General features: G+C 59.9%; 23 protein-coding genes. 7 read left to right on the top strand and 16 right to left on the bottom strand.

The genetic code is table 11. The features are described 5' to 3' along the window. Positions 1-5: 5 nt before the first annotated feature. Positions 6-650 (bottom strand): HD domain-containing protein, encoded by a 645-nt coding sequence (locus FHX09_RS11635; protein WP_132591735.1) that lies wholly within the window; start codon positions 648-650, stop codon positions 6-8. A gap of 67 nt (positions 651-717) precedes the next feature. Continuing rightward, positions 718-2,598, bottom strand: a complete 1,881-nt coding sequence (locus FHX09_RS11630) for an EAL domain-containing protein (RefSeq protein WP_184450000.1) — start codon at positions 2,596-2,598, stop codon at positions 718-720. A 455-nt stretch (positions 2,599-3,053) separates the two neighbouring features. Here FHX09_RS11630 and FHX09_RS11625 point away from each other — a divergent pair, with 455 nt between their 5' ends. Both FHX09_RS11625 and FHX09_RS11620 read left to right on the top strand, forming a co-directional pair. After that, positions 3,054-3,368 carry a hypothetical protein gene (locus FHX09_RS11625; protein ID WP_007790483.1) on the top strand — a complete coding sequence of 105 codons (315 nt, stop codon included), beginning with the start codon at positions 3,054-3,056 and terminating at the stop codon, positions 3,366-3,368. A 119-nt stretch (positions 3,369-3,487) separates the two neighbouring features. Next, positions 3,488-4,003: a superoxide dismutase family protein gene (locus FHX09_RS11620; protein WP_132591739.1), complete on the top strand. Its 516-nt coding sequence runs from the start codon at positions 3,488-3,490 to the stop codon at positions 4,001-4,003. Between the two features lie 26 nt (positions 4,004-4,029). On the opposite strand, the gene FHX09_RS11615 is transcribed toward FHX09_RS11620, so the two are convergent. From FHX09_RS11615 to FHX09_RS11580, 8 genes are all read right to left on the bottom strand, one after another. Further along, positions 4,030-4,605, bottom strand: a complete 576-nt coding sequence (locus tag FHX09_RS11615) for a hypothetical protein (RefSeq protein ID WP_184449998.1) — start codon at positions 4,603-4,605, stop codon at positions 4,030-4,032. 36 nt (positions 4,606-4,641) lie between these two features. Next, positions 4,642-5,178: a tyrosine phosphatase family protein gene (locus FHX09_RS11610; protein ID WP_132591743.1), complete on the bottom strand. Its 537-nt coding sequence runs from the start codon at positions 5,176-5,178 to the stop codon at positions 4,642-4,644. Continuing rightward, positions 5,175-5,780, bottom strand: coding sequence for an HD family hydrolase (locus tag FHX09_RS11605; RefSeq protein WP_007790472.1), 606 nt, complete (start codon positions 5,778-5,780; stop codon positions 5,175-5,177). The genes FHX09_RS11610 and FHX09_RS11605 overlap by 4 nt, the downstream gene beginning before the upstream one ends. Next, positions 5,777-6,610 carry a folate-binding protein YgfZ gene (locus FHX09_RS11600; protein ID WP_184449996.1) on the bottom strand — a complete coding sequence of 278 codons (834 nt, stop codon included), beginning with the start codon at positions 6,608-6,610 and terminating at the stop codon, positions 5,777-5,779. Before FHX09_RS11600 ends, FHX09_RS11605 begins: the two co-directional genes overlap by 4 nt. A 62-nt stretch (positions 6,611-6,672) precedes the next feature. After that, positions 6,673-7,416, bottom strand: a complete 744-nt coding sequence (locus FHX09_RS11595) for a hypothetical protein (protein WP_132591747.1) — start codon at positions 7,414-7,416, stop codon at positions 6,673-6,675. A gap of 17 nt (positions 7,417-7,433) precedes the next feature. After that, positions 7,434-7,691 carry a hypothetical protein gene (locus tag FHX09_RS11590; protein ID WP_037082203.1) on the bottom strand — a complete coding sequence of 86 codons (258 nt, stop codon included), beginning with the start codon at positions 7,689-7,691 and terminating at the stop codon, positions 7,434-7,436. A 100-nt stretch (positions 7,692-7,791) separates the two neighbouring features. After that, a complete protein-coding gene (locus FHX09_RS11585) occupies positions 7,792-8,265 on the bottom strand; it encodes a TIGR02301 family protein (protein ID WP_132591749.1) in 474 nt (157 codons plus the stop codon). A gap of 17 nt (positions 8,266-8,282) precedes the next feature. Further along, positions 8,283-8,702, bottom strand: coding sequence for an NUDIX domain-containing protein (locus FHX09_RS11580; protein WP_132591751.1), 420 nt, complete (start codon positions 8,700-8,702; stop codon positions 8,283-8,285). A gap of 88 nt (positions 8,703-8,790) precedes the next feature. On the opposite strand from FHX09_RS11580, the gene FHX09_RS11575 reads away from it, so the two are divergent. The 3 genes from FHX09_RS11575 to FHX09_RS11565 are packed head-to-tail and all read left to right on the top strand — an operon-like array spanning position 8,791 to position 10,584. Next, entirely contained in the window at positions 8,791-9,111 is a 321-nt protein-coding gene (locus FHX09_RS11575) for a YnfA family protein (RefSeq protein ID WP_007792393.1), read from the top strand. Positions 9,112-9,158: 47 nt separating this feature from the next. After that, positions 9,159-9,923: an SOS response-associated peptidase gene (locus FHX09_RS11570; protein WP_132591753.1), complete on the top strand. Its 765-nt coding sequence runs from the start codon at positions 9,159-9,161 to the stop codon at positions 9,921-9,923. A 37-nt stretch (positions 9,924-9,960) separates the two neighbouring features. Continuing rightward, positions 9,961-10,584: a LysE/ArgO family amino acid transporter gene (locus FHX09_RS11565; RefSeq protein WP_183722302.1), complete on the top strand. Its 624-nt coding sequence runs from the start codon at positions 9,961-9,963 to the stop codon at positions 10,582-10,584. 470 nt (positions 10,585-11,054) lie between these two features. Here FHX09_RS11565 and FHX09_RS11560 read toward each other — a convergent pair whose 3' ends face one another. The 5 genes from FHX09_RS11560 to FHX09_RS11540 form a co-directional block, all read right to left on the bottom strand. Further along, entirely contained in the window at positions 11,055-11,195 is a 141-nt protein-coding gene (locus tag FHX09_RS11560; RefSeq protein WP_007792383.1) for a hypothetical protein, read from the bottom strand. 159 nt (positions 11,196-11,354) lie between these two features. Next, complete coding sequence (gene pssA, locus FHX09_RS11555; protein ID WP_183722299.1) at positions 11,355-12,203, bottom strand: CDP-diacylglycerol--serine O-phosphatidyltransferase; 849 nt, start codon at positions 12,201-12,203, stop codon at positions 11,355-11,357. A 17-nt stretch (positions 12,204-12,220) separates the two neighbouring features. Beyond that, positions 12,221-12,919, bottom strand: coding sequence for a phosphatidylserine decarboxylase (locus tag FHX09_RS11550; protein ID WP_132591757.1), 699 nt, complete (start codon positions 12,917-12,919; stop codon positions 12,221-12,223). 240 nt (positions 12,920-13,159) lie between these two features. Continuing rightward, complete coding sequence (locus tag FHX09_RS11545; protein WP_132591759.1) at positions 13,160-15,037, bottom strand: ABC transporter ATP-binding protein/permease; 1,878 nt, start codon at positions 15,035-15,037, stop codon at positions 13,160-13,162. Positions 15,038-15,232: 195 nt separating this feature from the next. Then, complete coding sequence (locus tag FHX09_RS11540) at positions 15,233-17,230, bottom strand: Ig-like domain-containing protein (protein WP_184449994.1); 1,998 nt, start codon at positions 17,228-17,230, stop codon at positions 15,233-15,235. Between the two features lie 155 nt (positions 17,231-17,385). On the opposite strand from FHX09_RS11540, the gene FHX09_RS11535 reads away from it, so the two are divergent. Further along, positions 17,386-18,012, top strand: coding sequence for a TIGR00730 family Rossman fold protein (locus FHX09_RS11535; protein ID WP_132591763.1), 627 nt, complete (start codon positions 17,386-17,388; stop codon positions 18,010-18,012). A gap of 65 nt (positions 18,013-18,077) precedes the next feature. On the opposite strand, the gene rarD is transcribed toward FHX09_RS11535, so the two are convergent. Further along, on the bottom strand, positions 18,078-18,992 hold the full coding sequence (gene rarD / locus FHX09_RS11530) for an EamA family transporter RarD (RefSeq protein WP_184449993.1): 915 nt from the start codon (positions 18,990-18,992) through the stop codon (positions 18,078-18,080). 108 nt (positions 18,993-19,100) lie between these two features. Between rarD and FHX09_RS11525 the strand changes: the two genes are divergently transcribed. Further along, positions 19,101-19,964 (top strand): rRNA adenine N-6-methyltransferase family protein, encoded by an 864-nt coding sequence (locus tag FHX09_RS11525; protein ID WP_184449991.1) that lies wholly within the window; start codon positions 19,101-19,103, stop codon positions 19,962-19,964. Positions 19,965-19,967: the final 3 nt, after the last annotated feature.

The following is a 19,967-nucleotide window of genomic DNA, read 5'->3' as shown; positions in this document are numbered from 1 at the left end:
CGCTCCTAGATTTCGTCCATGAACGCTGCAAGGAAGTCGCGCAGCCGTTGGTCACGCGTGGCCGCAAGCGCCCGGCCGGCCTTCGTTTGAAAGCCATCCGCCAGTTTGAATAGCTTGGTCTGGAAGTGGTCGATCACATATCTCTTGTCGTCGAGTTCGCGGTTGCTGCCGGCCGGATCGAACGGATCATAGAGCGCCGACGACATTCGACCGCCGATATAGAAGCATCGGCCCGCGCCGACCATGCCTATCGCATCGAGCCGGTCGGCATCCTGCAGTATCTTGGCCTCCAGGGTTTCTGGCGGGACTTTTGCGGAGAAGCTGTGCGCGACAATGGCATGTGCGACTGCTGCGATATCGTCACGATCCCAGCCAAGCTCCGCGAGTACGGCCGATGCCTTCTCTGCCGCCAGCGCTGACGCTTGCGACCGCATGGGCGAATTCTTCTCCACGGCAACACAGTCGTGCAGGAGGACGGCAGCCGCCAGGATCCTTGCATCACCACCCTCAAGAGCCTGGATTCGCGTGGCGTTCTTGAAGACACGCAAGACATGCGCGATGTCATGCGAACCGTCATCGCTCTCCGACGAATGCGGCCCGAGCTGGGTGGCGAGGTCTTCAAATGGAGCGAAAGCTTTCGCCTGGAACATGGGATCACCGCGTTGAAAAGAAGGCGTCCTTCCATAAACGCAGGAACCACGAGTCGCAACGAGCCCACTAGCTCGCGCGGGCGCTGGCATGCTCCTGCGGCGGCCGGGCCAGCAGGTAAGGCACGTCGGCTGCAGGCCGCGGCGGACTGATGTGATAACCCTGGATCTCATCGCAGGCTTCACGCTGGAGCAGGGCCAGTTGCTCGGCCGTTTCTACTCCCTCCACAGTTACACGCATGCCGAGCGCGTCGCCGAGAAGGATGATGGCGCGCATGATCGCGAAGGCTTCCTTGCCTTCGACGATACCGTCGACGAATGACTTGTCGATCTTGATCTTGTCGAAGGGGAACCGCTGGAGATAGCTGAGCGACGAATAGCCGGTGCCGAAATCGTCCATGGCGATGCGAATGCCGCTTCGCTTGAGCATGTGCAGGATGGGCAGGGCCTCATCGAGATTTTCCATCAGCACGCTTTCGGTGATCTCAATTTCCAGACGGCCGGCCGGAAGCTGCGCTTCAGCCAGTGCCGCGGCGACATCGGCCGGCAGATCACTGTTCGTGAATTGAATGGCTGATACGTTGACTGCGACCTTGATATCTTTCGGCCAGTGCACCGCATCGCGGCAGGCGCGGCGCAGCACCCAGCGTCCGATGTCGACCACGAGACCGACCTCTTCCGCAAGAGGGATGAATTCCAGTGGCGGCACCCGACCGCGCGTCGGGTGGTTCCATCGCACGAGCGCCTCGAAACCGCAGATCCGCTGCTGGCTGAGATCATAGAGCGGTTGATAGTGAAGCTCGAATTCCTCGCGCTCGACTGCTTTCCGCAAATCCGCTTCCAGTGCATGCCGCGTTTCGATTTGCGCTTCCATCTCGGCGGTGAAGAAATGCTCGCCGTTGCCGCCGCTGCGCTTGGCGTGCGACAGCGCGACGCCGGCATGCTTCAGCAGGACATCCGTCTCCGTTCCGTCTTGCGGACTGATGGCGATACCCATCGATACGCTGAGTTCGACGGCCTTGTCTCCGCGAAAGAACGGTTCTGACAGTTCCCGCCGGATCTGATCGGCAAGAGCCGTGACATTCCATGGCTGCTGCCGGCCGGATTGGAGAATGGCGAATTCGTCGGAGCCAAGGCGCGCCAGTACATTGCCGGCGCCGGCCGACATGCGGATGCGCTCGGCCACCTGTCGCAGGATCTTGTCACCGGCCGAGACGCCGAGCGTGTTGTTGATCGATTTGAAGCGATCAAGATTGAGGTGCACGAGTGCGATGTGTTCGTCCGGCTCGCGACCGGCCAGCGCTGCGTCGATGCGTTCCCGTAGGCTGATGCGGTTTGGCAGGCCTGTCAGCGGATCGTGATGAGCGAGATAGGTTATGCGGTCGGCCGCCTTTCGGTCTTCGGTAATGTCGGCGTGGATGGAAATACTGCTACCATCAGGCAGCACCGTGATAACGCTCTGGAAGGTACGTCCGTCTTCCATCATCCATTCGCGGTGACGGATTTGTCCGCCCTCCGAGGTGGCGTCCCGTAAACGGGAAGCCTTTTTCTCAACTCGCTCGGTGCCGCGGATCTTTGCGATCAACGATCCCATCGAAGCCCCAGGAGAGGCCTCCTCGGCGCTGAACCCGAAGAGTTGCCGGAAGCGGATGTTACAGACGATCAACCGCTGCTGTGAATCGAAGACACTCAGGCCCTGAGGCAGGTTGTCGAGAACGATCCCGAAGAGGCGCTTTTGCTCCGCGAGATCTTCCTTTGAGGCGACGAGGCTGCCCTTCAGCTCACCGTTTTCCTTGACGAGCAGTCGAGAACGATCCTCGGCGGCCCGCTTCTTTCCTGTCTGCAGCCGATATGTCTCGACGACAAGGGTCATCAAGCGCTCGGCGTTGGCAGACCCGTCCTCATTGACAGCGGTTGTGCACTGTTGCCGAAAAAGGACTTCAGCGTCCATTTGGCGCAATCTCCACGTCGGGAGAGAAAGGAACGTGAGCGGAGCCCAGTGGACCGCTTGCTAATCTGCAATTGCGACTCGGCGCGTCAGACATGAAAGGACCTTCTGAAACAATCGAAAAATATCGTCTATACAATCTTAAACTCAACCGGCGATGTGCCGCCGTGGCAAAGATAATCCGCCGGTCGCATTAAAATTCTATTGCAACGCAAACGAATATATCCCTGGCACTATATTTGGCTGCTTCAGCCGAAATGCCGGCAGATGCAGGGGATCTGAGCCGGGACCACACGTCGCCGATGCGTCAAGATCACACTTTGTCAATCATGGTTAATGGCATGTTAACAGCTTATTGACGCAGTGCGCAAATCAGTTTAACGACTGATTAGTCTTTGATTTTCCCCATTTCGTATTGCGTACAAACATCACCGAAACGGCGGTGAATGGAGGTTTGTATGAGCCAAGTTTCATCGGTTAGCGACACGTCCTACGCGTATCTCGCGACGCTGTCGCGGCTGGACACAAATGGTGACGGCGTGCTGAGCCGGGGCGAGCGGGCGGCTGATGATAAGCCGGGCATTCTAAAGCAGTTGGGCGAAGAAGATACGATCCAGGAATTTGCACCCAAGCTGTCTGACGGCGTGCTTGCATTCATGATGGGCACTCGCGAGAGCGGAAGCGTCAATTTTTATCAGCAGTCTCAGCAAAACACCTCTTACGATGTGTATAAGAGCACTTACGGTCAGTACGATCTCGATACCGTCGCCTGATTGTGTCGCGTGTGCATCGTCAAGGCCGGCCCCTCGAGGCCGGCTTTTCTTTGTTGCCAATTCAGGAACAGCTTCACACCTCGCACGTTGGAAACGACGATGCAAGGAAGGAAGCTCCAATGAAAACAGTCCTCTCGATTGCCGCTTTGGCGTTCATTACGGTCTCTTCAGCCGTGTTGGCTCAGGATAAGCAAACGGCCACTGCGGACTTCGTGGGCGGTGATGGAAAGGCAAGCGGTCGGGCCACTCTGACGGCTGCAGCAAACGGTGGCGTCTTGATCGAAGTCGAAGTGACTGGATTGCCTTCGAACAGATGGGTCGCATTCCATGTCCACGAGACCGGTAATTGCGACGCCGCGGGACATCACGAGTCGGCTGGAAAGCACTTCAATCCGACTAACACTGAGCACGGTCTGCTGTCCGCAAAGGGACCCCACACCGGCGACATGCCCAATCAGTATGTTGACCAGGATGGCGTTCTGCGGGCACAGGTGTTCGACAGCATGGTCACCCTCGACGGCAAGACCGACGGCATCCGCGGTAGAGCCTTGATCGTTCATTCCAATTCCGATGATTATCGTAGCCAACCTGCAGGGGACGCAGGCGAGAATCTAGCATGCGGCGTCATTAAGTAGGCTATTTCTGCTCCGACGTTGGTCGGTCAGTGATAGTAGTATCGCGCTGCGTACCACTCGCTTGATGCCATGGGCTTATCCGTCGCGATCCACTGTCCGACACTGCTCGTTTCGAGCACGTCGGCTGTTGCGTGATCCTCCAGTCCGACGAATATGATGTTTGTGTTCTCGCGCAGCCGAGGATCGGTGGCGAAGCCCATGCGGCCATCGTCTCCCACGTGCATCAGGCTCATCCTGACGTAGAAGAACTCGGCCTGACAATCCTCCATGCCTTCCTCGTTGAAAGCATGAGCAACGTCGATCACCGACTTCTGTGGCCCATTATAGACGGCGATCGTCTCGTTGAGCCCAAATGTTGCTCCGTAGAGCGCGATCGAGCTTGTCGGAACTGGAGTTGTGGCGCCGGTGGTCATGTCCATCTGCTGGCCGAAGAAGCTGGTTTTCCCGACATTCAGGTCGCCGCGAAAGAAATAGGAAAATCGATCACGCGTCAGATAAATCGCCTGCCATCGAAACCGTATATACGCGTCCGAGGCGCTGCTCAGGCCCTTGAGCGTGGCCAAACAGCTTACAAACGTATCGCGATAATTCTGCAGCGACATCGATCAACCTCCTCTAAGAGGTTAACCGGTATCGACTCAAAACGTTCCGGCAGTCGGCTCTTCCAAGTTCAACGTAAACGGCGCGTTTCCGTCCGCATCTGCACCCCTGCCAATGGCGCGAACCGAATCCACCAATCGCCCACCGCGACCGAGCATGTCGTCACCGATTTGAACGAGCCGGGTATTGGGGGTCGCATAGGGTGACGCGGTGCGCAGCCGGCGAACCAGCGCACCGTCGTCCTGCTCAGGCGACAATGAGAGAGCGGCAATCAAGGCGGCTGCGGGTGAGCGAGACACGCCCATCCAGCAATGGATCAGAAGAGGTGCGCGTTGGTCCCAATCACGTACGAAATCGATGATCTCCCGGACATGGGTTTCATCAGGCGCCATGAGATTGCCGGTTCCCTTGAAGGCGATGTCATTCATATTGAGGAGAAGATGCCGGTGCGCCTGGATCACCCCGGGACGGTGAAAGGCGTGCTCTTTTGCCATCAAGCTGATCATCTCACGCGCGCCATGCCTGACTGCCATCTCGGCGATCCGGGCAAGAGGCGCGACAACGATCATCGTCATGCTTTGCTGCTCCGTATGGTCTCGATTGCGTCGAAACGTTCGCAAAAGAGGCGCTGCGCCTCGACAGCCGGCAAGGGCGTCATCAGCAGCATGTCTTTGGTGATCCCGCGTGGCTGACCAAAGAATTTCTGCGCCTCCGCCGAGGTAAAGCCGGCAAGCTGCGTTGCCTCGAAATAGGCGGCGATGGTATCGGCCTTCTTGATCCTCTCCTTAAGCTCGCGCGTCGGGTGAGGCGGCAGCCCAAAGCGAAGGTGGACGGCCGCTTCCAGCCGCTTTTCGACGGCCTTGTATCCGCCGCCTACGACCGACTTGAAGGGTGAAATCATGTCGCCGATGACATACTCCGGCGCATCGTGGAGCAGCGCCATCAGGCATTGGTCGGCTGTCGCATCGTTGAGACGGCGGAAGATATCCTCCACGACAAGGCAGTGCTGCGCGACTGAGAAGGCGTGATCCCCAGAAGTCTGTCCGTTCCAGCGGGCAACGCGCGCGAGCCCATGCGCGATATCGCTCATCTCGACGTCAAGCGGAGAGGGGTCGAGCAGATCGAGCCGGCGGCCCGAGAGCATGCGTTGCCACGCGCGCGGCGCCTTTGTAGTCACGCGCTCGCCTCGTCCGCAGTTGACGGGAATGTCAGTCCCGTCCAGGCAGGCAATTCCAGGGTAACGGATGTGTCGCCCGCCAGCAGCGGCGTGCGTGCCGCCATGGCTTCACCGGCACGATCGATGCGAACGATCGCAAGGCCGTCTTTTCCGATGACCGAACCGAGCGTGCCGACCGGCTTGCCGGCGGCGGTTATCTCCGTCCCCGATGGCGGTAGTGCCACCTCGGCCTTCACCGTGACGACGCGGCGGCGCGCCGTTCCACGATGCTGCATGCGCGAAACGACCTCCTGGCCGACATAGCAGCCTTTCTTGAAGGAGAGGCTGCCATTGAAATCCATCAGGACATCGTGCGGGAAGGCGTCCTGCAGGGCATAATCCTGTCCGGACGCGGCGATGCCGTTCGCAATGCGCAACGCATCGTAAGCCTCGAGATCATCGGTACCTTGCTGCCCCGGTTGCCGGATGACCGAAATACCTGCCTTGGCGAAGCGACTGTCTGCCAGCCCCTTGCTTGCAGTTTCCCAGGAAACCGTCACGCCTTCGCCGGCCGGCGACAGCTCGACGGCAGCCCTGAGCTTATACACCGTCAGCCGCTTGAGCAGCGCATCCCGCTGATCGTTGTCCGTCTCGATAACGAACCCGTCGCCGTCCCGCCAGATCATGAAATCGAAGAGGATTTTGCCCTGAGGGGTCAAGAGCGCACCTGGTCGTGCTTCGTCCGCCGAAAGCGCCGCGAGGTCCGTCGTGATCAGATTCTGCAGAAAGGATTGTGCCTCCGAGCCGCTGACCCGGATGAGCGAGCGGTTCTTCAGAAATACGGCTGGCATGGCGGCACCTGTCGCGTTCGTTCTCGCTCAGAAGTATGTCTTCAGTGAAGGGATCGCAAGCCTCAGTCGCCGGCGGTGAAGTACTTCCACTTGCCATCGGGGGTGATGCCCAGCCGATAAAAATTATAGCCGCCGAATTCCTGCATGTCGGACAGGTCGCCTGCCGTAACGATGCGCAGCAATTCCACCCGCTCGGGAGGCGTCAGCGCCTTCAGGTCCTTCTCGGCGAAATAAGGCCAGACATACATCTCGTCAGCTGTGCCTTGGCCAACATGAACGAACCCAGTGGAAATAATGTCGAGCATAATTGCCAGGATCTCATCGCCCTCGGCATCGCCCGAAAGGTCCTTGAGCGCGCTGATTGGATCGTCGGTCGGCTCGCCGACAGTCACCTGGGTCTGGCTGGAGCCGGTGCCGAGCAGAGGCCGCAGCCGCTCGAGATCGCCCGAAGCGGCAGCTTCGACGATCTGCTCGCGCATCTTGCGAACGGGCTCAGGGACTTTGCTGATATCGTAGATGATTTCGACAGGCTTCGTGCTGTCCTGGGCGCCGGGTGTCTTGTCGTTGCCCTGACCGGCCTGCGAGTTGACCAACGGGTCGGGCATCGGAACGCCGGGCGCGGTTGGCGATGCTGCGGGCTTGTCGCCGCTTTGGCCCGGAGCGCTCTGCTCGGCTTGGCCCGGGGTCTTCTGCAGCTCGGACAGTGCCAGGGCCGAGGTCCCGGTCAAGCTGCTGGCGCTAAGGCCGATTGCAAGCAAAAGCGGCACCATCGCGGGCCGCGAAGCATTGTCCCTAGCGGTATGCATGAAACTCTCTGTGATTGTTATTGCAAGGTGCGGCTTGGAGAAAACTCGCCGGCAAGCATGCGCTCGCGCAAGGAATCCAGCAGCGCTTCTGCACTGTTTTCGCCATGTAGGCGAATGGTTTCGCGCAGCGCGTGGATGATTGCTGTATCGGCGATGATCTCGGGTTCGATTCCGTCTGCCATGCCGTCGGCCCAGGCTTCGTTATGGTACTCCAAGGCCGCCTGAGTCTTCTCATGAACGATCATGTCGTCGATGTCATTGAGGCTTGGTTCCATTGTCATTTCCTCAAACTGCATGCCTTACTGCCTAGTTAACAACCTTATCAGCCTTTTCCCAAAACGACACGGCCGGGTGTGAAAAGAGGTTAATTAACCGTTAATTTCCGAACCGCGACGTAATTTCTGTGGCAAGTGTTGCACCTTCGGCACGGTATCGCTCTTCTGCCACGATGGCTGCCTGCGTGCAATCCGTATAAACCGACGCGAAGGCACGGTAGCCGCGATTGAAGGCCGCGGTTAGCTGTTCCTTGCGTTGCGGCTCGTCTTTGGCTTCTGAATCAAGCAATTGCTGCATGCGCCCTCGCCATTCGCCGCCGTTTTCCGCTTTACACAGAGTCCTCAGGTAGTGCACTGAGCCCAGCACTTCAGCAAGCCGTGAGAGCTTGTCGTCGTAGGGCACGGTGACCGTTTTTGGCGCATTCTCCTCCGGCAACGGTGTCGGCGCTGGGCCCTGTGCCCATACGCGGGCGGGTAGGACGGCGCTTGCGCACAATGCAAGAGACAGGAACACGCGTCGAACGGCAATCATGACCATAGTTGATACTCTGACAGTGACGGTAACAAGGCGCATGCAGGAGTTTCCACCGCTTATTCGCTGCCGGACGCCAAGCGTTCGGCACATTCAAGCACGCTTTGAGGGGTGGGTAGCCGGCGGATCTCCTCGACAGTGAACCAGCCGATATCGGCGGCGTCGTCGGCTGCGATGGCGACAGCCGTGCCGTCAGCCTCGACGCGAAACACGGAGAGAAAGAAGTGGCTGACGACAGCCCCGTCGGCGGCGTGTGTCTTCAGATCGTATGTCGCGAGAAGGTTAGGGCTCTCGGCCTTTATGCCTGTCTCCTCCTCGAACTCGCGCAAGGCTGTCTCCTCAGGCGTTTCGCCGGGTTCGGCCCGGCCTCCCGGGAAGGCATACATATCGGCCGACGGCGGATTGCGCCGGAGCACGAGGAGGAACCTGTCTCCACGCTGGAGGATAGCGGAGGACGCCGCCTTCGGAATGGAACTCATGGGGATGCCGCATTGATCTTGTGTTGGCTGTGCTTGGCGCCGCCGTCGTTCCGCCGGATATTGAGTTTGGCGATTCGAAGGAGCTATCGTGACTTATATCATCTATGCCGCTGCAGCTGTTTTCGAGATTGCCGGTTGCTTTGCTTTCTGGGCATGGCTGAGAATGGCAAAGCCCGTCTGGTGGTTGGCACCGGGCATGGTGTCCCTGGCGCTTTTTGCATGGCTCCTGACGTTTGTGCCAAGCGAGGCCGCCGGCCGCACCTTCGCCGCCTATGGCGGTATCTATATCGTGGCTTCCCTGATGTGGCTGTGGATCGTGGAAAGCCGGGTGCCCGACCGCTGGGACATCGGCGGTGCGCTCGTCTGCCTCTGCGGCACGGCAGTGATCCTGTTCGCGCCGCGTGGCTGAGTTAGACTAGCCTTGACCGCAACGGGTCGGAGTGCAAAGACATCCCTATGTGTGGACGTTATGCGCTGACGATATCCCCCGAAGAATTAAAGGAAATCCTCGGAATCATCGATCTCGAGGACTTTCCCACGCGCTTCAACATTGCCCCGACCCAGCCCATTCTCGTGGTCGTTTCTGATGAAACGCGGGAGAAGGGCAGCAACCTTCCGGAGCGGCGCGCGGTCCTCTTGCGCTGGGGATTTACACCGGGCTGGGTGAAAGACCCCAGGCAGTTTCCGCTCTTGATCAATGCCCGCGCCGAGACAGCGATCGGCAAGGCGTCGTTTCGCGCGGCCATGCGCCATCGGCGCGTGCTCGTGCCCGCTTCCGGATTTTATGAATGGCATCGCCCGAGTAAGGAGAGCGGCGAAAAGTCCCAGGCCTATTGGATCAAGCCACGGCGCGGCGGCGTCGTCGCATTCGCGGGCCTGATGGAAACTTGGTCCTCTGCCGATGGTTCGGAAGTCGACACCGGCGCGATCCTGACGACTGCGGCAAATGCTGCCATCGCTTCGATCCATGACCGCATGCCCGTCGTCATCAAACCGGAGGACTTTTCGCGCTGGTTGGATTGCAAGACGCAGGAACCGCGCGACGTAGCCGACCTGATGAAACCGGTCGAGGAGGATTTTTTCGAGGCAATCCCCGTTTCCGACAAGGTCAACAAAGTGACCAATATGGGGGCCGATCTGCAGGACAGAGTGATGGTCGAGAAGCCGCCGTCGCTGCCTGAAAAGAAAAAGCCGGACGACGGCCAGCTGAGCTTCTTCTAATCCGACATTCCCACCGCATCATTTTCCGGAAAATTACATGATCTCCATCTCGGCCGCGCTTGCGGGCTTCTTCCTTGGTGCCTCGCTCATCATCGCAATCGGCGCACAGAACGCATTCATTCTGCGTCAAGGACTGCTGCGCTCGCACGTCTTCATCCTGTGCCTGATCTGCGCCTTATCAGATGCCGTGCTGATTGCCGCCGGCGTTGCCGGGCTTGGAACCCTCGTCTCCCGCTCGCCGACGCTCATCTCGCTCGTGACGATAGGGGGCGCGATCTTCCTCGGCACATATGCGGTTATGGCATTCCGCCGTGCATTTCATCCGGCCGCGATGCAGGCGGGTTCTCCGCAGGCTCTGGGCCTGAAGGCGGCCGTCGCGACATGCCTGGCCTTCACTTTTCTGAATCCGCATGTCTACCTGGATACGGTCGTTCTGCTCGGCAGCCTGTCCGCGGCCTATAGCGGCGCGGACCGCTTGGCCTACGGCCTCGGCGCGGCGACTGCATCGTTCGTCTGGTTCTTCGGATTGGGCTACGGCGCACGCCTGCTGCAGCCGGTCTTCGCAAAACCTGCTGCCTGGCGGGTTCTCGATGTCATAATCGGCATTGTCATGGCGTTGCTGGCGATCAGCCTGCTCGTTCGCTTCTGCAGCCCTGCCTAGGACTCCGGCATTCCGGCGAGCAACAACCCCTCGAGGATCGGCTCGATGCGGTCAGCGTTCTTGGCGGCTTGGCCGGCGCGGATACGGGCGACGGTGACACCGGGCGAGAACGCAAGCAGGCCTGTAAGGTACCGCCGGCGTCCTCTATGCGCCCGAGCCGAGCATTGGCTGCAATCAGCATCCAGAAGCATGGACCGTAGTAGGCGTTGGCCGCCATGGACTTGTGCGCCCAGGCCAGCGCCTCTTCATAATTGCTGCGCACCATTTTCGACATGAGCCAGGCCGGTAAGGTTCCAATGAGCGCCCAGCCTGTTTGGCCTTAGTCGGTCATCGCGGCTCCGAGCTTGCTGATGCAAACGCGTCCTAACAAATCGGCGCAGTCAGGTCGCGCGCGATGGTGGTACGCGTCGGATTTTCAATCAGTCCGCATAAGTAGAGCGGGCTGAGGGTAGCAGCCCGCGGCGCCGTCCCTAGGCAGTCTTCTTGACGAAGGGCGGCTTGCTCTTGAGCATCAGGGCGGCCGCAAGGACGGCCTTAAGGCCGAGCGGGCGGTAGTTAGCGCTGAGGTCGGACTTTGCCGGCTGTTCGACGCTTGTCTTCTTCGGGGTCACAATACTCTCCTTACGTGCTGTCCCTAGACTCTTATTTTTATTGCTCTTTTGCCTGTAATAGCGACAAAATAGAGGCGCCGCGTATCAGCAATTATGTATCCAATGCATAATTCGCGAGGCTTGAGTCAGGCATTCTTCCGCAAGGAAAGTCGGAAAACATCAGATGTGACGGCCGATATCGTCTTCGCCGACGCCGGGTTCCTCGATCGTCAGTGTACCGTATTTGCGCTTCCATTTGCGGGCGCCGAAGGGCAGCGTGAGGAGGTAAAGAACCGCGGTCACGACCATGACTTCCCAGGTAAAACTCGATAGCAGCGCAACGTAGAGAACGACGCCGAGCATGACAGGAAGCACCAGATCACGCCGCAGCCTGCTGCCCTCGGACTTGCCGGACCATACGGGCAGACGGCTGATGAGCAGGCACGCGATCAGAACCGTGTAGGCGGAGGAGACATAGGCGAAGGTACGATCCGTCGTCAGGCCGAGGAAGCCGAGATAGACGGGCAGCAGAACCAGCATCGCGCCGGCTGGCGCAGGCACGCCGACGAAATATTCGGACTGCCATGTTGCCTTGTTTTCGCGCTCGGCCATGACGTTGAAGCGAGCCAGGCGAAGACCCGCCGCAATGGAATAGATCAGGGCGGCGATCCAGCCGATCGAGCGGGCCTGATCCAGCGCAAAGACATAGACGACCAGTGCGGGCGCCACGCCAAAATTCACGATGTCCGCCAGTGAATCCATTTGCGCGCCGAACTTCGACGTCGCCTTCATCAGGCGCGCAACGCGGCCATCGATCCCGTCGAGGAATGCAGCGAGAAGAACCATGCCGACCGCCAGCTCGTACCGGTTCTCGAACGCAAGGCGGATACCCGTGAGGCCGGCGCAGATCGCCAATATCGTGATGAGGTTGGGGATGATGAGGCGAAGCGGGATTTCGCGAAGCCGCGGTCCGCGGCCCGAATCATCGGGAGGGCCATTGGGTTCGAAGGGCGGGAAGGGCGTTTCCATGTCGCTCTCCAGTACTGTTAGCTTCGGCGGCTGACGATCGGACCCTTGGCTGAGCCAAATTCGGCCAGCACCGTTTCTCCGGCGATTGCCGTCTGGCCGAGTGTCACGCGGGGTGCTGCGCCTGCCGGCAGAAATACGTCCAGGCGCGAGCCGAAGCGAATCAGGCCGAAACGCTCACCTGCATCCAGAGGTTCGTTCGGGTTTGCCCAGCACAGGATACGCCGTGCAACAAGTCCGGCGATTTGAACAACGCCGATCTGGCCATGCTTGGTTTCGATCACGAGGCCGTTGCGCTCGTTGTCCTCGCTTGCCTTGTCGAGCTCGGCATTCACGAAGCTGCCCGACCGGTAGTTGACACTGACGATCCGCCCGCGCGCCGGGGAGCGGTTCACGTGGCAGTTGAAGACGTTCATGAACACCGAGATGCGCAGCATCGGCTCGCTGCCGAGGTTCAGTTCGGCAGGCGGCACGACCAACTGGACGGACGACACCCTGCCATCGGCCGGGGAGATGACGAGATCGTCGTCCTGAGGCGTCATTCTCTCGGGGTCACGGAAGAAATAAGCGCACCACAGTGTCAGGAGCAGCCCGATCCAGAACAGCGGTTTGAAGATCCAGCCCAGGATCAGCGATGCGACGAAGAAGGCGGCGATGAAGGGATAACCTTCCTTGTGTACCGGAACGATCGTGTTGCGTACCGTATTGAACAAGCTCATTTATACCGCTCTCCTAAAGCATGTCTCCCAAAGGCGGGAGCCGGCTTCGGGCCAAAGACATGCGTGAAAACAAAGAACTAAAGCGCGACAAGCGAATCTCAAAGATCGCGCCGTGCTTTAGCATTCTTTTCTCACCGCTGGTTACAGGGAAACCGCCGCCGGGGCAATGCTACGGCTCCATGACCCACATCTGTGACAGGCTTCTGAACAGTAAAGCGGCCAGATTGCCGTCCACCCAGGCTAGCTCGCGGGCGCAAGCCTGTTCACGACGCCCATGTCGTCGCTCTCGCGGACCTGCTTCAGATGCTCTTCGGCCTGCGTGGCTTCGCGCTGGCGGTTCCACATCGAGGCATAGAGGCCGTTCTTTTGCAAAAGCGCGGCGTGCGTGCCGCGTTCAGCGATCTCGCCGCTTTTCAGAACGATGATTTCGTCCGCACTGATGACCGTGGACAGGCGGTGGGCAATGACGAGCGTCGTGCGGTTCTTGGATACGACATCGAGTGCGGTCTGGATGTCCCGCTCGGTGGTCGTGTCGAGAGCGGACGTGGCTTCGTCAAGGATCAGAATCGGTGGCGCCTTCAGGATCGTGCGCGCGATCGCGACGCGCTGCTTCTCGCCGCCCGAGAGCTTCAGGCCCCGCTCGCCGACCTTGGTATCAAAGCCCTCCGGCAGCAGATCGATGAAGTGCGCGATCTGGGCGATCTCGGCCGCAGCCTTTACGTCTGCATCAGTCGCCGATGGACGCCCGTAGCGGATGTTGTAGGCAACCGTATCGTTGAAAAGGACAGTGTCTTGCGGAACCATGCCGATTGCCGATCGCAAGCTTTTTTGGGTCACCGTCCTGATGTCCTGGCCGTCAACCGAAACCGAACCGCTCTGGATATCGTAGAAACGGTAGAGCAGACGCGACAATGTCGATTTTCCGGCGCCCGATGGCCCAACGACGGCAACGGTCTTACCGGCCGGCACCTCGAAGGAAATGCCTTTGAGGATCGGACGGGCAGGGTCGTAGGAAAAATGCACGTCCTTGAAGGAGATGGCGCCTTGATTGATGTCCAGAGGGGCGGCATCGGGCGCATCCATCACTTCAGCCTTGACTTCGAGGAGATCGAACATCTGCTCGATATCCGTCAAGCCCTGGCGGATTTCGCGGTAGACGAAGCCGATGAAGTTCAACGGGACGGAAAGCTGCAGCAGCATGGCGTTGACGAAGACGAAGTCGCCGACGGTCTGCTCGCCGCGCTGGACCGCGAGCGCCGACAGGATGAGCATCACCGTCGTGCCAAGTCCGAAAATCACCCCCTGGCCGAAGTTGAGCCAGCCGAGCGAGGTCCAGACATCGGTGGCCGCTTTTTCGTAGCGTTCCATCGACCTGTCGAAGCGCCGGGCCTCCATCTCCTCGTTGCCGAAATACTTCACCGTCTCGAAGTTGAGGAGAGAATCGATCGCCTTTGTATTGGCGTCAGTATCGCTGTCGTTCATCGTGCGACGGATGGCGATGCGCCAGTCGCTGGCGCGGATCGTGAACCAGATATAGGCCCAGACTGTGAATGCGGTGACCGCGAGGTAGGAAAACCCATAGCCCCACCAGAAGACGATGGCCGTCAGCAGGAACTCAATCAGCGTCGGGACAGAGTTGAGAATCGTAAACCGCACGATGGTTTCGATTCCCTTTGTGCCGCGCTCGATAACACGCGAAAGCCCGCCCGTCTTTCTCTCGAGGTGAAAGCGCAATGACAATTCATGCATGTGCACGAAGGTCTTGTAGGCCAATTGCCGAACCGCGTGCTGCCCGACGCTGGCGAATAGCGCGTCGCGCAACTGGTTCAGACCGAGTTGGAGCAGGCGAGTGAGGTTGTAGGCGATGACCAATGCCGTCGCGCCGACAAGCAGGTCCGGCACCTTGCCGGCCAGGTCCATCTTGCCGTTCAGCGCATCCGTCGACCACTTGAAGAAATAGGGGACGAGCAGCAGCACGAACTTGGAAACAAGGAGATAGACCGACGCCCAGACCACTCGCATCTTGAGATCCGTCCGACCCGTCGGCCACATGTAGGGCCAGAGATTGAACAGTGTCTGCAGGAGGTTCGAATCAGAGACTGTTTTGTCATTTGCCATGCGAATCTCCCGCCGAAAGGGCGCTGCGTTGCCGACAAATTTGGGAGCGGCGGAAATGCCAAAAAGGCCTCGCCGGACATGATCGTCGTCACCGCCATATAGGGGTTGGCGGGAGCAATACAACAAATGGACGCCACAGGAAAAGAGCGGCCGGACATGATCTCCGTCCAGCCGCTCGATTAGGGCATGATCGCCTTAGAGGTGCTCGCCCGAAAGCCGCTTGCGATGAAGCTCTTCCGCGTTCGGCAGGGCATCCTTGGGAAGGCCGAAAATCTGGCCCGGCAAGATGCGGTCCGGGTTTGTGATCTTGTCCTCGTTGGCGACATAGATCGTCGTATAGCGCACGCCCGCGCCGTAGATGCGCCGCGATATCTGCCAGAGTGTATCGCCGCGGCGGATGATGACCGTCTCGTTGCTCGGAGCGAGCGGTGCCTGCTCGATTGTCGTTGGCCCGCCTTGAGCTCCTGCGATTTCGTTGGTTGCGGGTGCATTCGCGGCCGGCGCAGTGGCAGAACCCGTCAGCTGGGCTATATCGCCGCCGAGCTTGCCGAGCGCATCGCCGACGGACTTCGCATCCGTGGGCAACGCCTGCAGCGTCTTCAGGGCACCCGCAGCGGTTTCTGCTGCCGTCGAGGCCTGCTGCTTGACGTCGGCTGCGGCATCGGCTGCGGTGCGAAAGTCCACGATGGCGCGGAGGGCAAACTCGTTGGCGGAGCGGGCTGCGGCGAGCTGTTCTGCTCCTGGCACCTTGCCGTCGGCAAAGAGCCCGCTAAGAAGAGAGAAGGCCTTGGCGGCATCATTCTTCAGCTTTCCGAGCGCACTCTCGTCAAGCGGCACCATCGCTGTGGGGCCTCCGGCCTGAGGGGTCGCGCCCTGCGCGGCAACCGTTACCTGATTTCCTTCCGGGCGGTTGAAGTTCACAAAGGCACGAACGGCGACCTTGTCGGCGTCATCGAGAACGTCGACGCGAATCTTGTGATCGCCAATTGCGAGCGGCATCACGCCGTCGACAACGAAATGACCGTCGGGACCAGCTTTCGCCTTGCCGATCAGCTTGTCATCGGCATAGGCGACGACGTTCGCCAAGGGCTTCGCCGTGCCTGCAACAAAGATCTTGTCGCCTTCAATTTCGACAGCGCTGACCACAACGTCGGCAGTCGTTGCGGGGCCAGGCTGCGCACCAGCAGCTGCAGGCGCGCTCGCCATATCCGTCGAGCCCGGCGCTTGGCTGGCGTTAGTTGCAGGTTGGCCCGACGGCGCAGTGGAGGCAACCTCAGCATCCGGCTTGGGTGCCGTGATGATTCTGCTTGCGGTGCCGGGCTTGGAAACCATCGCCAGCAACTCGGAGCTCTTGCCATCCTTGGGGACGGATACGGTTGCGACCTCTTCCGATGTCGACGCCTTGCCATCCTTGCCGGTGGCTCGCAGGACGAGCTGGTGATCGCCGGCGGAAAGCGGATTGTCGAGCACCGCGACAAAATCGCCGGTCGGACCGACGTCCGTCGTGGTCACGACTTTGTCCCCGTCCATGATTTCAAGCTTGCTGTTCGGTTCGGCCGAGCCGGCGATAACCGTCGAGCCATCCGGTTCTACGCGCAGCACGTCGAAGGTCGGGAGGTTGTTGGCGTTTTCGGCAGGGGACGCCGCGGACGGCGGCTGGTTGGCGGGTGCTGTTAGCTCAGGCGAGGCGGTCAGCGCTGCTTCGGCTTTCGCGATCGCGGCTGCCGCGTCGGCGGTGTTTTCCGGCAGCGCCTTGATGATGGTCAGTGCCTTGGCTGCGCCATCCTTGATCTTGGTGGCGGCCGCCGCCGTCACCGGGTTCGTGCCTTCCGGGATTGCAAGATCGGCGAGGGTCTGCAAAGAGGTCGTCGCCTTCGACTTGGCCGCTTCGAAAACTTCCTGGGTCGGGTCATTGCCGTCTGCAAAGAGCGCCTTAAGTTCCGAAATGGACTGGCCTGCCTCCGAAGCAAGGCGACCGACTTTCCGGGTCGTTTCGGCATCGTCGGGGGCTGACGGGCGTGAAGTCTTGGCAGATTCGGTAACCGTCTTCTTCACTTCGGAGCCGGCCTGGTTTATTGCGTCACCAACTTTGGCGGCGTCTCCGCCGATGCGGGGCATGACGAAAAAGACCATCAAAAGAATTGCGACTACAAGCACTGCAAGGGCCAGCAAGCCGGCACGGTTTCTCATCATCACGTCTCCCCAGGCGGCAATCTTGCCGGACTTCCTAAAATTGCTAGCGATTCCCGCTGCTTTGCACAAGCAGTCAAAGTAGCCGGGCAAATGTGAGACGCAGGTTTTCCGTCATTTTTCTTGACTGGAGCCAGAGAGAATAGTTGTTTGCCCGTATGACAGATCAATCTCATTCCATTCGCTCCATCTGTGTTTACTGCGGCTCGCGACCGGGCAGCGATCCCCGCCATATGGCAGCCGGCCGTGCGCTGGGTAAGGAAATCGCCGAGTATGGCCTGCGCCTCGTCTATGGTGGAGGCACCAAGGGCATAATGGGGGCTGTGGCGAGCGGCGTGCTTTCGAACGGTGGTCAGGTAACCGGCATCATCCCCGAGTTCCTGATCGACATGGAGGCTACGCGCCATTCCCTCGGCCAGCTCAATGAGTTGATTGTAACGCCTGATATGCATACGCGCAAACATGCCATGTTCGAGCGCTCCGATGCCTTCGTCGCGCTGCCGGGCGGGATCGGCACGCTGGAGGAAATCGTCGAGATCATGACCTGGGCGCAGCTCGGCCGTCACGAGAAGCCGATGGTGTTTGCCAATATCGGCGGCTTCTGGGATCCGATGATGGAGCTCATGCGCCACATGACAGACGAAGGTTTCGTCCACACGGCCCATCGCGTCCAGCCGCTCGTTATAGACGACATATCCGAAATCATCCCCGGCATCATGGCACAGGCGGCCGAAATCGCATCGCTGGACCGCGAGGGCGAGGATGCGGTGATCTCGAAGATGTAACGCCGTCCCTAGATCAGGATGACTTTAGGCCCGATGGGCTGAAATCTGGACGACCCGGGATCCTGCTAGCGCTCCCGGCTCCCCTTGAGCATTGCCCAGCTGTAGAGGAACAAGCCCGCCCAGATCAGTGGGAAGGCAATCATGCGCGCGGTGCCGAGCGGTTCGTGGAACATGAAGATCGCGATGAGGAAGATCATCGTCGGCGCGATGTACTGCATGATGCCGATGGTCGAAAGCCGCAACAGCTTGGCGCCATTGGCATAGATCATCAGCGGTACGGCGGTGACGATGCCGCATCCGAGCAGCAGGGCGGTATCGGCCCAGCCGGTGCGATAGAAGTGTCCTTCACCGCTGCCGAGCTCCAGATAGAGAACGTAGAACAGCGCCGGGACGCTGAGGATCAAAACCTCGAGGAAGAAACCCTGGTTCGGGCCGAGCGGCAACGTCTTGCGAAACAGAGCATAGAGACCCCAGGAAATCGTCAGCGTCAGCGCTATCCAGGGAATGCCGCCGCTATCAAGCGCCAGTACGACGACCGCAAGGCCAGCCAACGCAATAGCTGCGATTTGCGCCGGGCGCAGCCGCTCCTTCAGCACGACCGCGCCAAGGAAGATGCTGAACAGCGGGTTGATGAAGTAGCCGAGCGCCGCATCGATCGCGTGGCCACTGCCGATCGCCCAGACATAGGTGCCCCAATTGACGGTGATCAGCGCAGCAGTGAGCGCCGCCATGGCCAGCATCTGCGGCGACCGCAAGGCAGTGCGGATATCTTGCGTTCGGCCGAGGACGATGAGCACTAGACCCGCCAAGGGCAAGGACCAGAGGATGCGATGAGCGATGACCTCCGCCGGCGAAATATGAGCGACGGCCTTCATGTAGATCGGAAGGAAACCCCACAGAAGATACGCCGTCAGTGCAAAGGCGAAGCCACGTGGACTGTCTTCGTTCTTGACGATCGGAGCGCTTGCATTGGCGGACATCGAGTGTTTCCATATTTGTTCTTGTTATGGATCCGCTTAACGTAACGGACGTGAATAGGCCAATTCATTTCGGTGAATAGATGCTGGCCCATCGCGACGGTGAAGACCATGGACGAAGAAGCTCTTGCGAACTGCCGCAGAGCATTTGCCTCCCGGGTACTTGCGAAGGAAGGCGTGCAAGACGACGACGCGCTGCTACAGGCCTTTGCAGCGGTACCGCGCGAGCGGTTCCTAGGGCCGCCGCCATGGAAGATGGCGGGATGGGGAGGCTATGTCGATGCTTCGGGAGATCCCTCTGTCGTCTATCAGGACGTGCTGTTTGCGCTTCAGCATGAACGGCATATCAACAACGGCAGCCCGAGCCTTCACGCCCGGGGAATCCACAAGTTGGCGCTCCGTCAGGGGGATACCGTCTGTCATGTGGGCGCCGGCAGCGGCTACTACACGGCAATCATGTCCCTGCTTGTTGGCAGCGGCGGTCATGTCACCGCCGTCGAATTCGATGGCGAACTGGCGATGCGGGCAGAAGAAAATCTCCGCGACTATCCGAATGTTCGCGTTGTCCATGGCAATGGGGTCGAATGGCCGCGCGAGCCGACAGATGCCGTCTATGTGAACTTTGCCATCCACTTCCCAGCCGAAGCCTGGGTGGAGCGATTGAGTGTCGGCGGCCGGCTGATCCTGCCGCTGGGCGTCCCTGATGTCGATGCGGCGGGGCCGACCGGTCTTGGTTCCTGCGCTGGCTTCTTCCTGTTCCGCCGCGAAGACCTTGGTTACGCTGCCGAATATCTTGGGCCCGTCGCGTTTGTCTGGGCGGAGGCCGTAAAGGGTGGGTTCGATAGTTACCGGCGGCTGGAGGCCGCCTTCTACAAGGGCGGTGTGGAACAGGTCCGCGCCCTGCGCTGGAAGACCGCACGACAGGGCAGGGAGTGGTATTCGGAGGCGGATTGGGGCCTCGTCTTCGGTGCCTGACGC

It is taken from the genome of Rhizobium sp. BK538 (genome assembly GCF_014197575.1).
GTDB lineage: Bacteria > Pseudomonadota > Alphaproteobacteria > Rhizobiales > Rhizobiaceae > Rhizobium.
The sequence above is the reverse complement of the archived record's forward strand: the minus strand, read 5'-3'. Positions and strand labels throughout refer to the sequence as shown.

What these genes read in the sequence shown, in the direction of transcription:
- FHX09_RS11590 (WP_037082203.1), bottom strand. Translation starts at nt 7,691, where the DNA reads ATGGAACCAAGCCTCAATGACATCGACGACATGATCGTTCATGAGAAG.
- FHX09_RS11570 (WP_132591753.1), top strand. Translation starts at nt 9,159, where the DNA reads ATGTGTGGACGTTATGCGCTGACGATATCCCCCGAAGAATTAAAGGAA.
- FHX09_RS11540 (WP_184449994.1), bottom strand. Translation starts at nt 17,230, where the DNA reads ATGATGAGAAACCGTGCCGGCTTGCTGGCCCTTGCAGTGCTTGTAGTC.
- FHX09_RS11580 (WP_132591751.1), bottom strand. Translation starts at nt 8,702, where the DNA reads ATGAGTTCCATTCCGAAGGCGGCGTCCTCCGCTATCCTCCAGCGTGGA.
- FHX09_RS11565 (WP_183722302.1), top strand. Translation starts at nt 9,961, where the DNA reads ATGATCTCCATCTCGGCCGCGCTTGCGGGCTTCTTCCTTGGTGCCTCG.
- FHX09_RS11625 (WP_007790483.1), top strand. Translation starts at nt 3,054, where the DNA reads ATGAGCCAAGTTTCATCGGTTAGCGACACGTCCTACGCGTATCTCGCG.
- FHX09_RS11620 (WP_132591739.1), top strand. Translation starts at nt 3,488, where the DNA reads ATGAAAACAGTCCTCTCGATTGCCGCTTTGGCGTTCATTACGGTCTCT.
- FHX09_RS11635 (WP_132591735.1), bottom strand. Translation starts at nt 650, where the DNA reads ATGTTCCAGGCGAAAGCTTTCGCTCCATTTGAAGACCTCGCCACCCAG.
- FHX09_RS11630 (WP_184450000.1), bottom strand. Translation starts at nt 2,598, where the DNA reads ATGGACGCTGAAGTCCTTTTTCGGCAACAGTGCACAACCGCTGTCAAT.
- FHX09_RS11615 (WP_184449998.1), bottom strand. Translation starts at nt 4,605, where the DNA reads ATGTCGCTGCAGAATTATCGCGATACGTTTGTAAGCTGTTTGGCCACG.
- FHX09_RS11595 (WP_132591747.1), bottom strand. Translation starts at nt 7,416, where the DNA reads ATGCATACCGCTAGGGACAATGCTTCGCGGCCCGCGATGGTGCCGCTT.
- FHX09_RS11535 (WP_132591763.1), top strand. Translation starts at nt 17,386, where the DNA reads ATGACAGATCAATCTCATTCCATTCGCTCCATCTGTGTTTACTGCGGC.
- rarD (WP_184449993.1), bottom strand. Translation starts at nt 18,992, where the DNA reads ATGTCCGCCAATGCAAGCGCTCCGATCGTCAAGAACGAAGACAGTCCA.
- pssA (WP_183722299.1), bottom strand. Translation starts at nt 12,203, where the DNA reads ATGGAAACGCCCTTCCCGCCCTTCGAACCCAATGGCCCTCCCGATGAT.
- FHX09_RS11600 (WP_184449996.1), bottom strand. Translation starts at nt 6,610, where the DNA reads ATGCCAGCCGTATTTCTGAAGAACCGCTCGCTCATCCGGGTCAGCGGC.
- FHX09_RS11585 (WP_132591749.1), bottom strand. Translation starts at nt 8,265, where the DNA reads ATGCGCCTTGTTACCGTCACTGTCAGAGTATCAACTATGGTCATGATT.
- FHX09_RS11525 (WP_184449991.1), top strand. Translation starts at nt 19,101, where the DNA reads ATGGACGAAGAAGCTCTTGCGAACTGCCGCAGAGCATTTGCCTCCCGG.
- FHX09_RS11550 (WP_132591757.1), bottom strand. Translation starts at nt 12,919, where the DNA reads ATGAGCTTGTTCAATACGGTACGCAACACGATCGTTCCGGTACACAAG.
- FHX09_RS11610 (WP_132591743.1), bottom strand. Translation starts at nt 5,178, where the DNA reads ATGACGATGATCGTTGTCGCGCCTCTTGCCCGGATCGCCGAGATGGCA.
- FHX09_RS11545 (WP_132591759.1), bottom strand. Translation starts at nt 15,037, where the DNA reads ATGGCAAATGACAAAACAGTCTCTGATTCGAACCTCCTGCAGACACTG.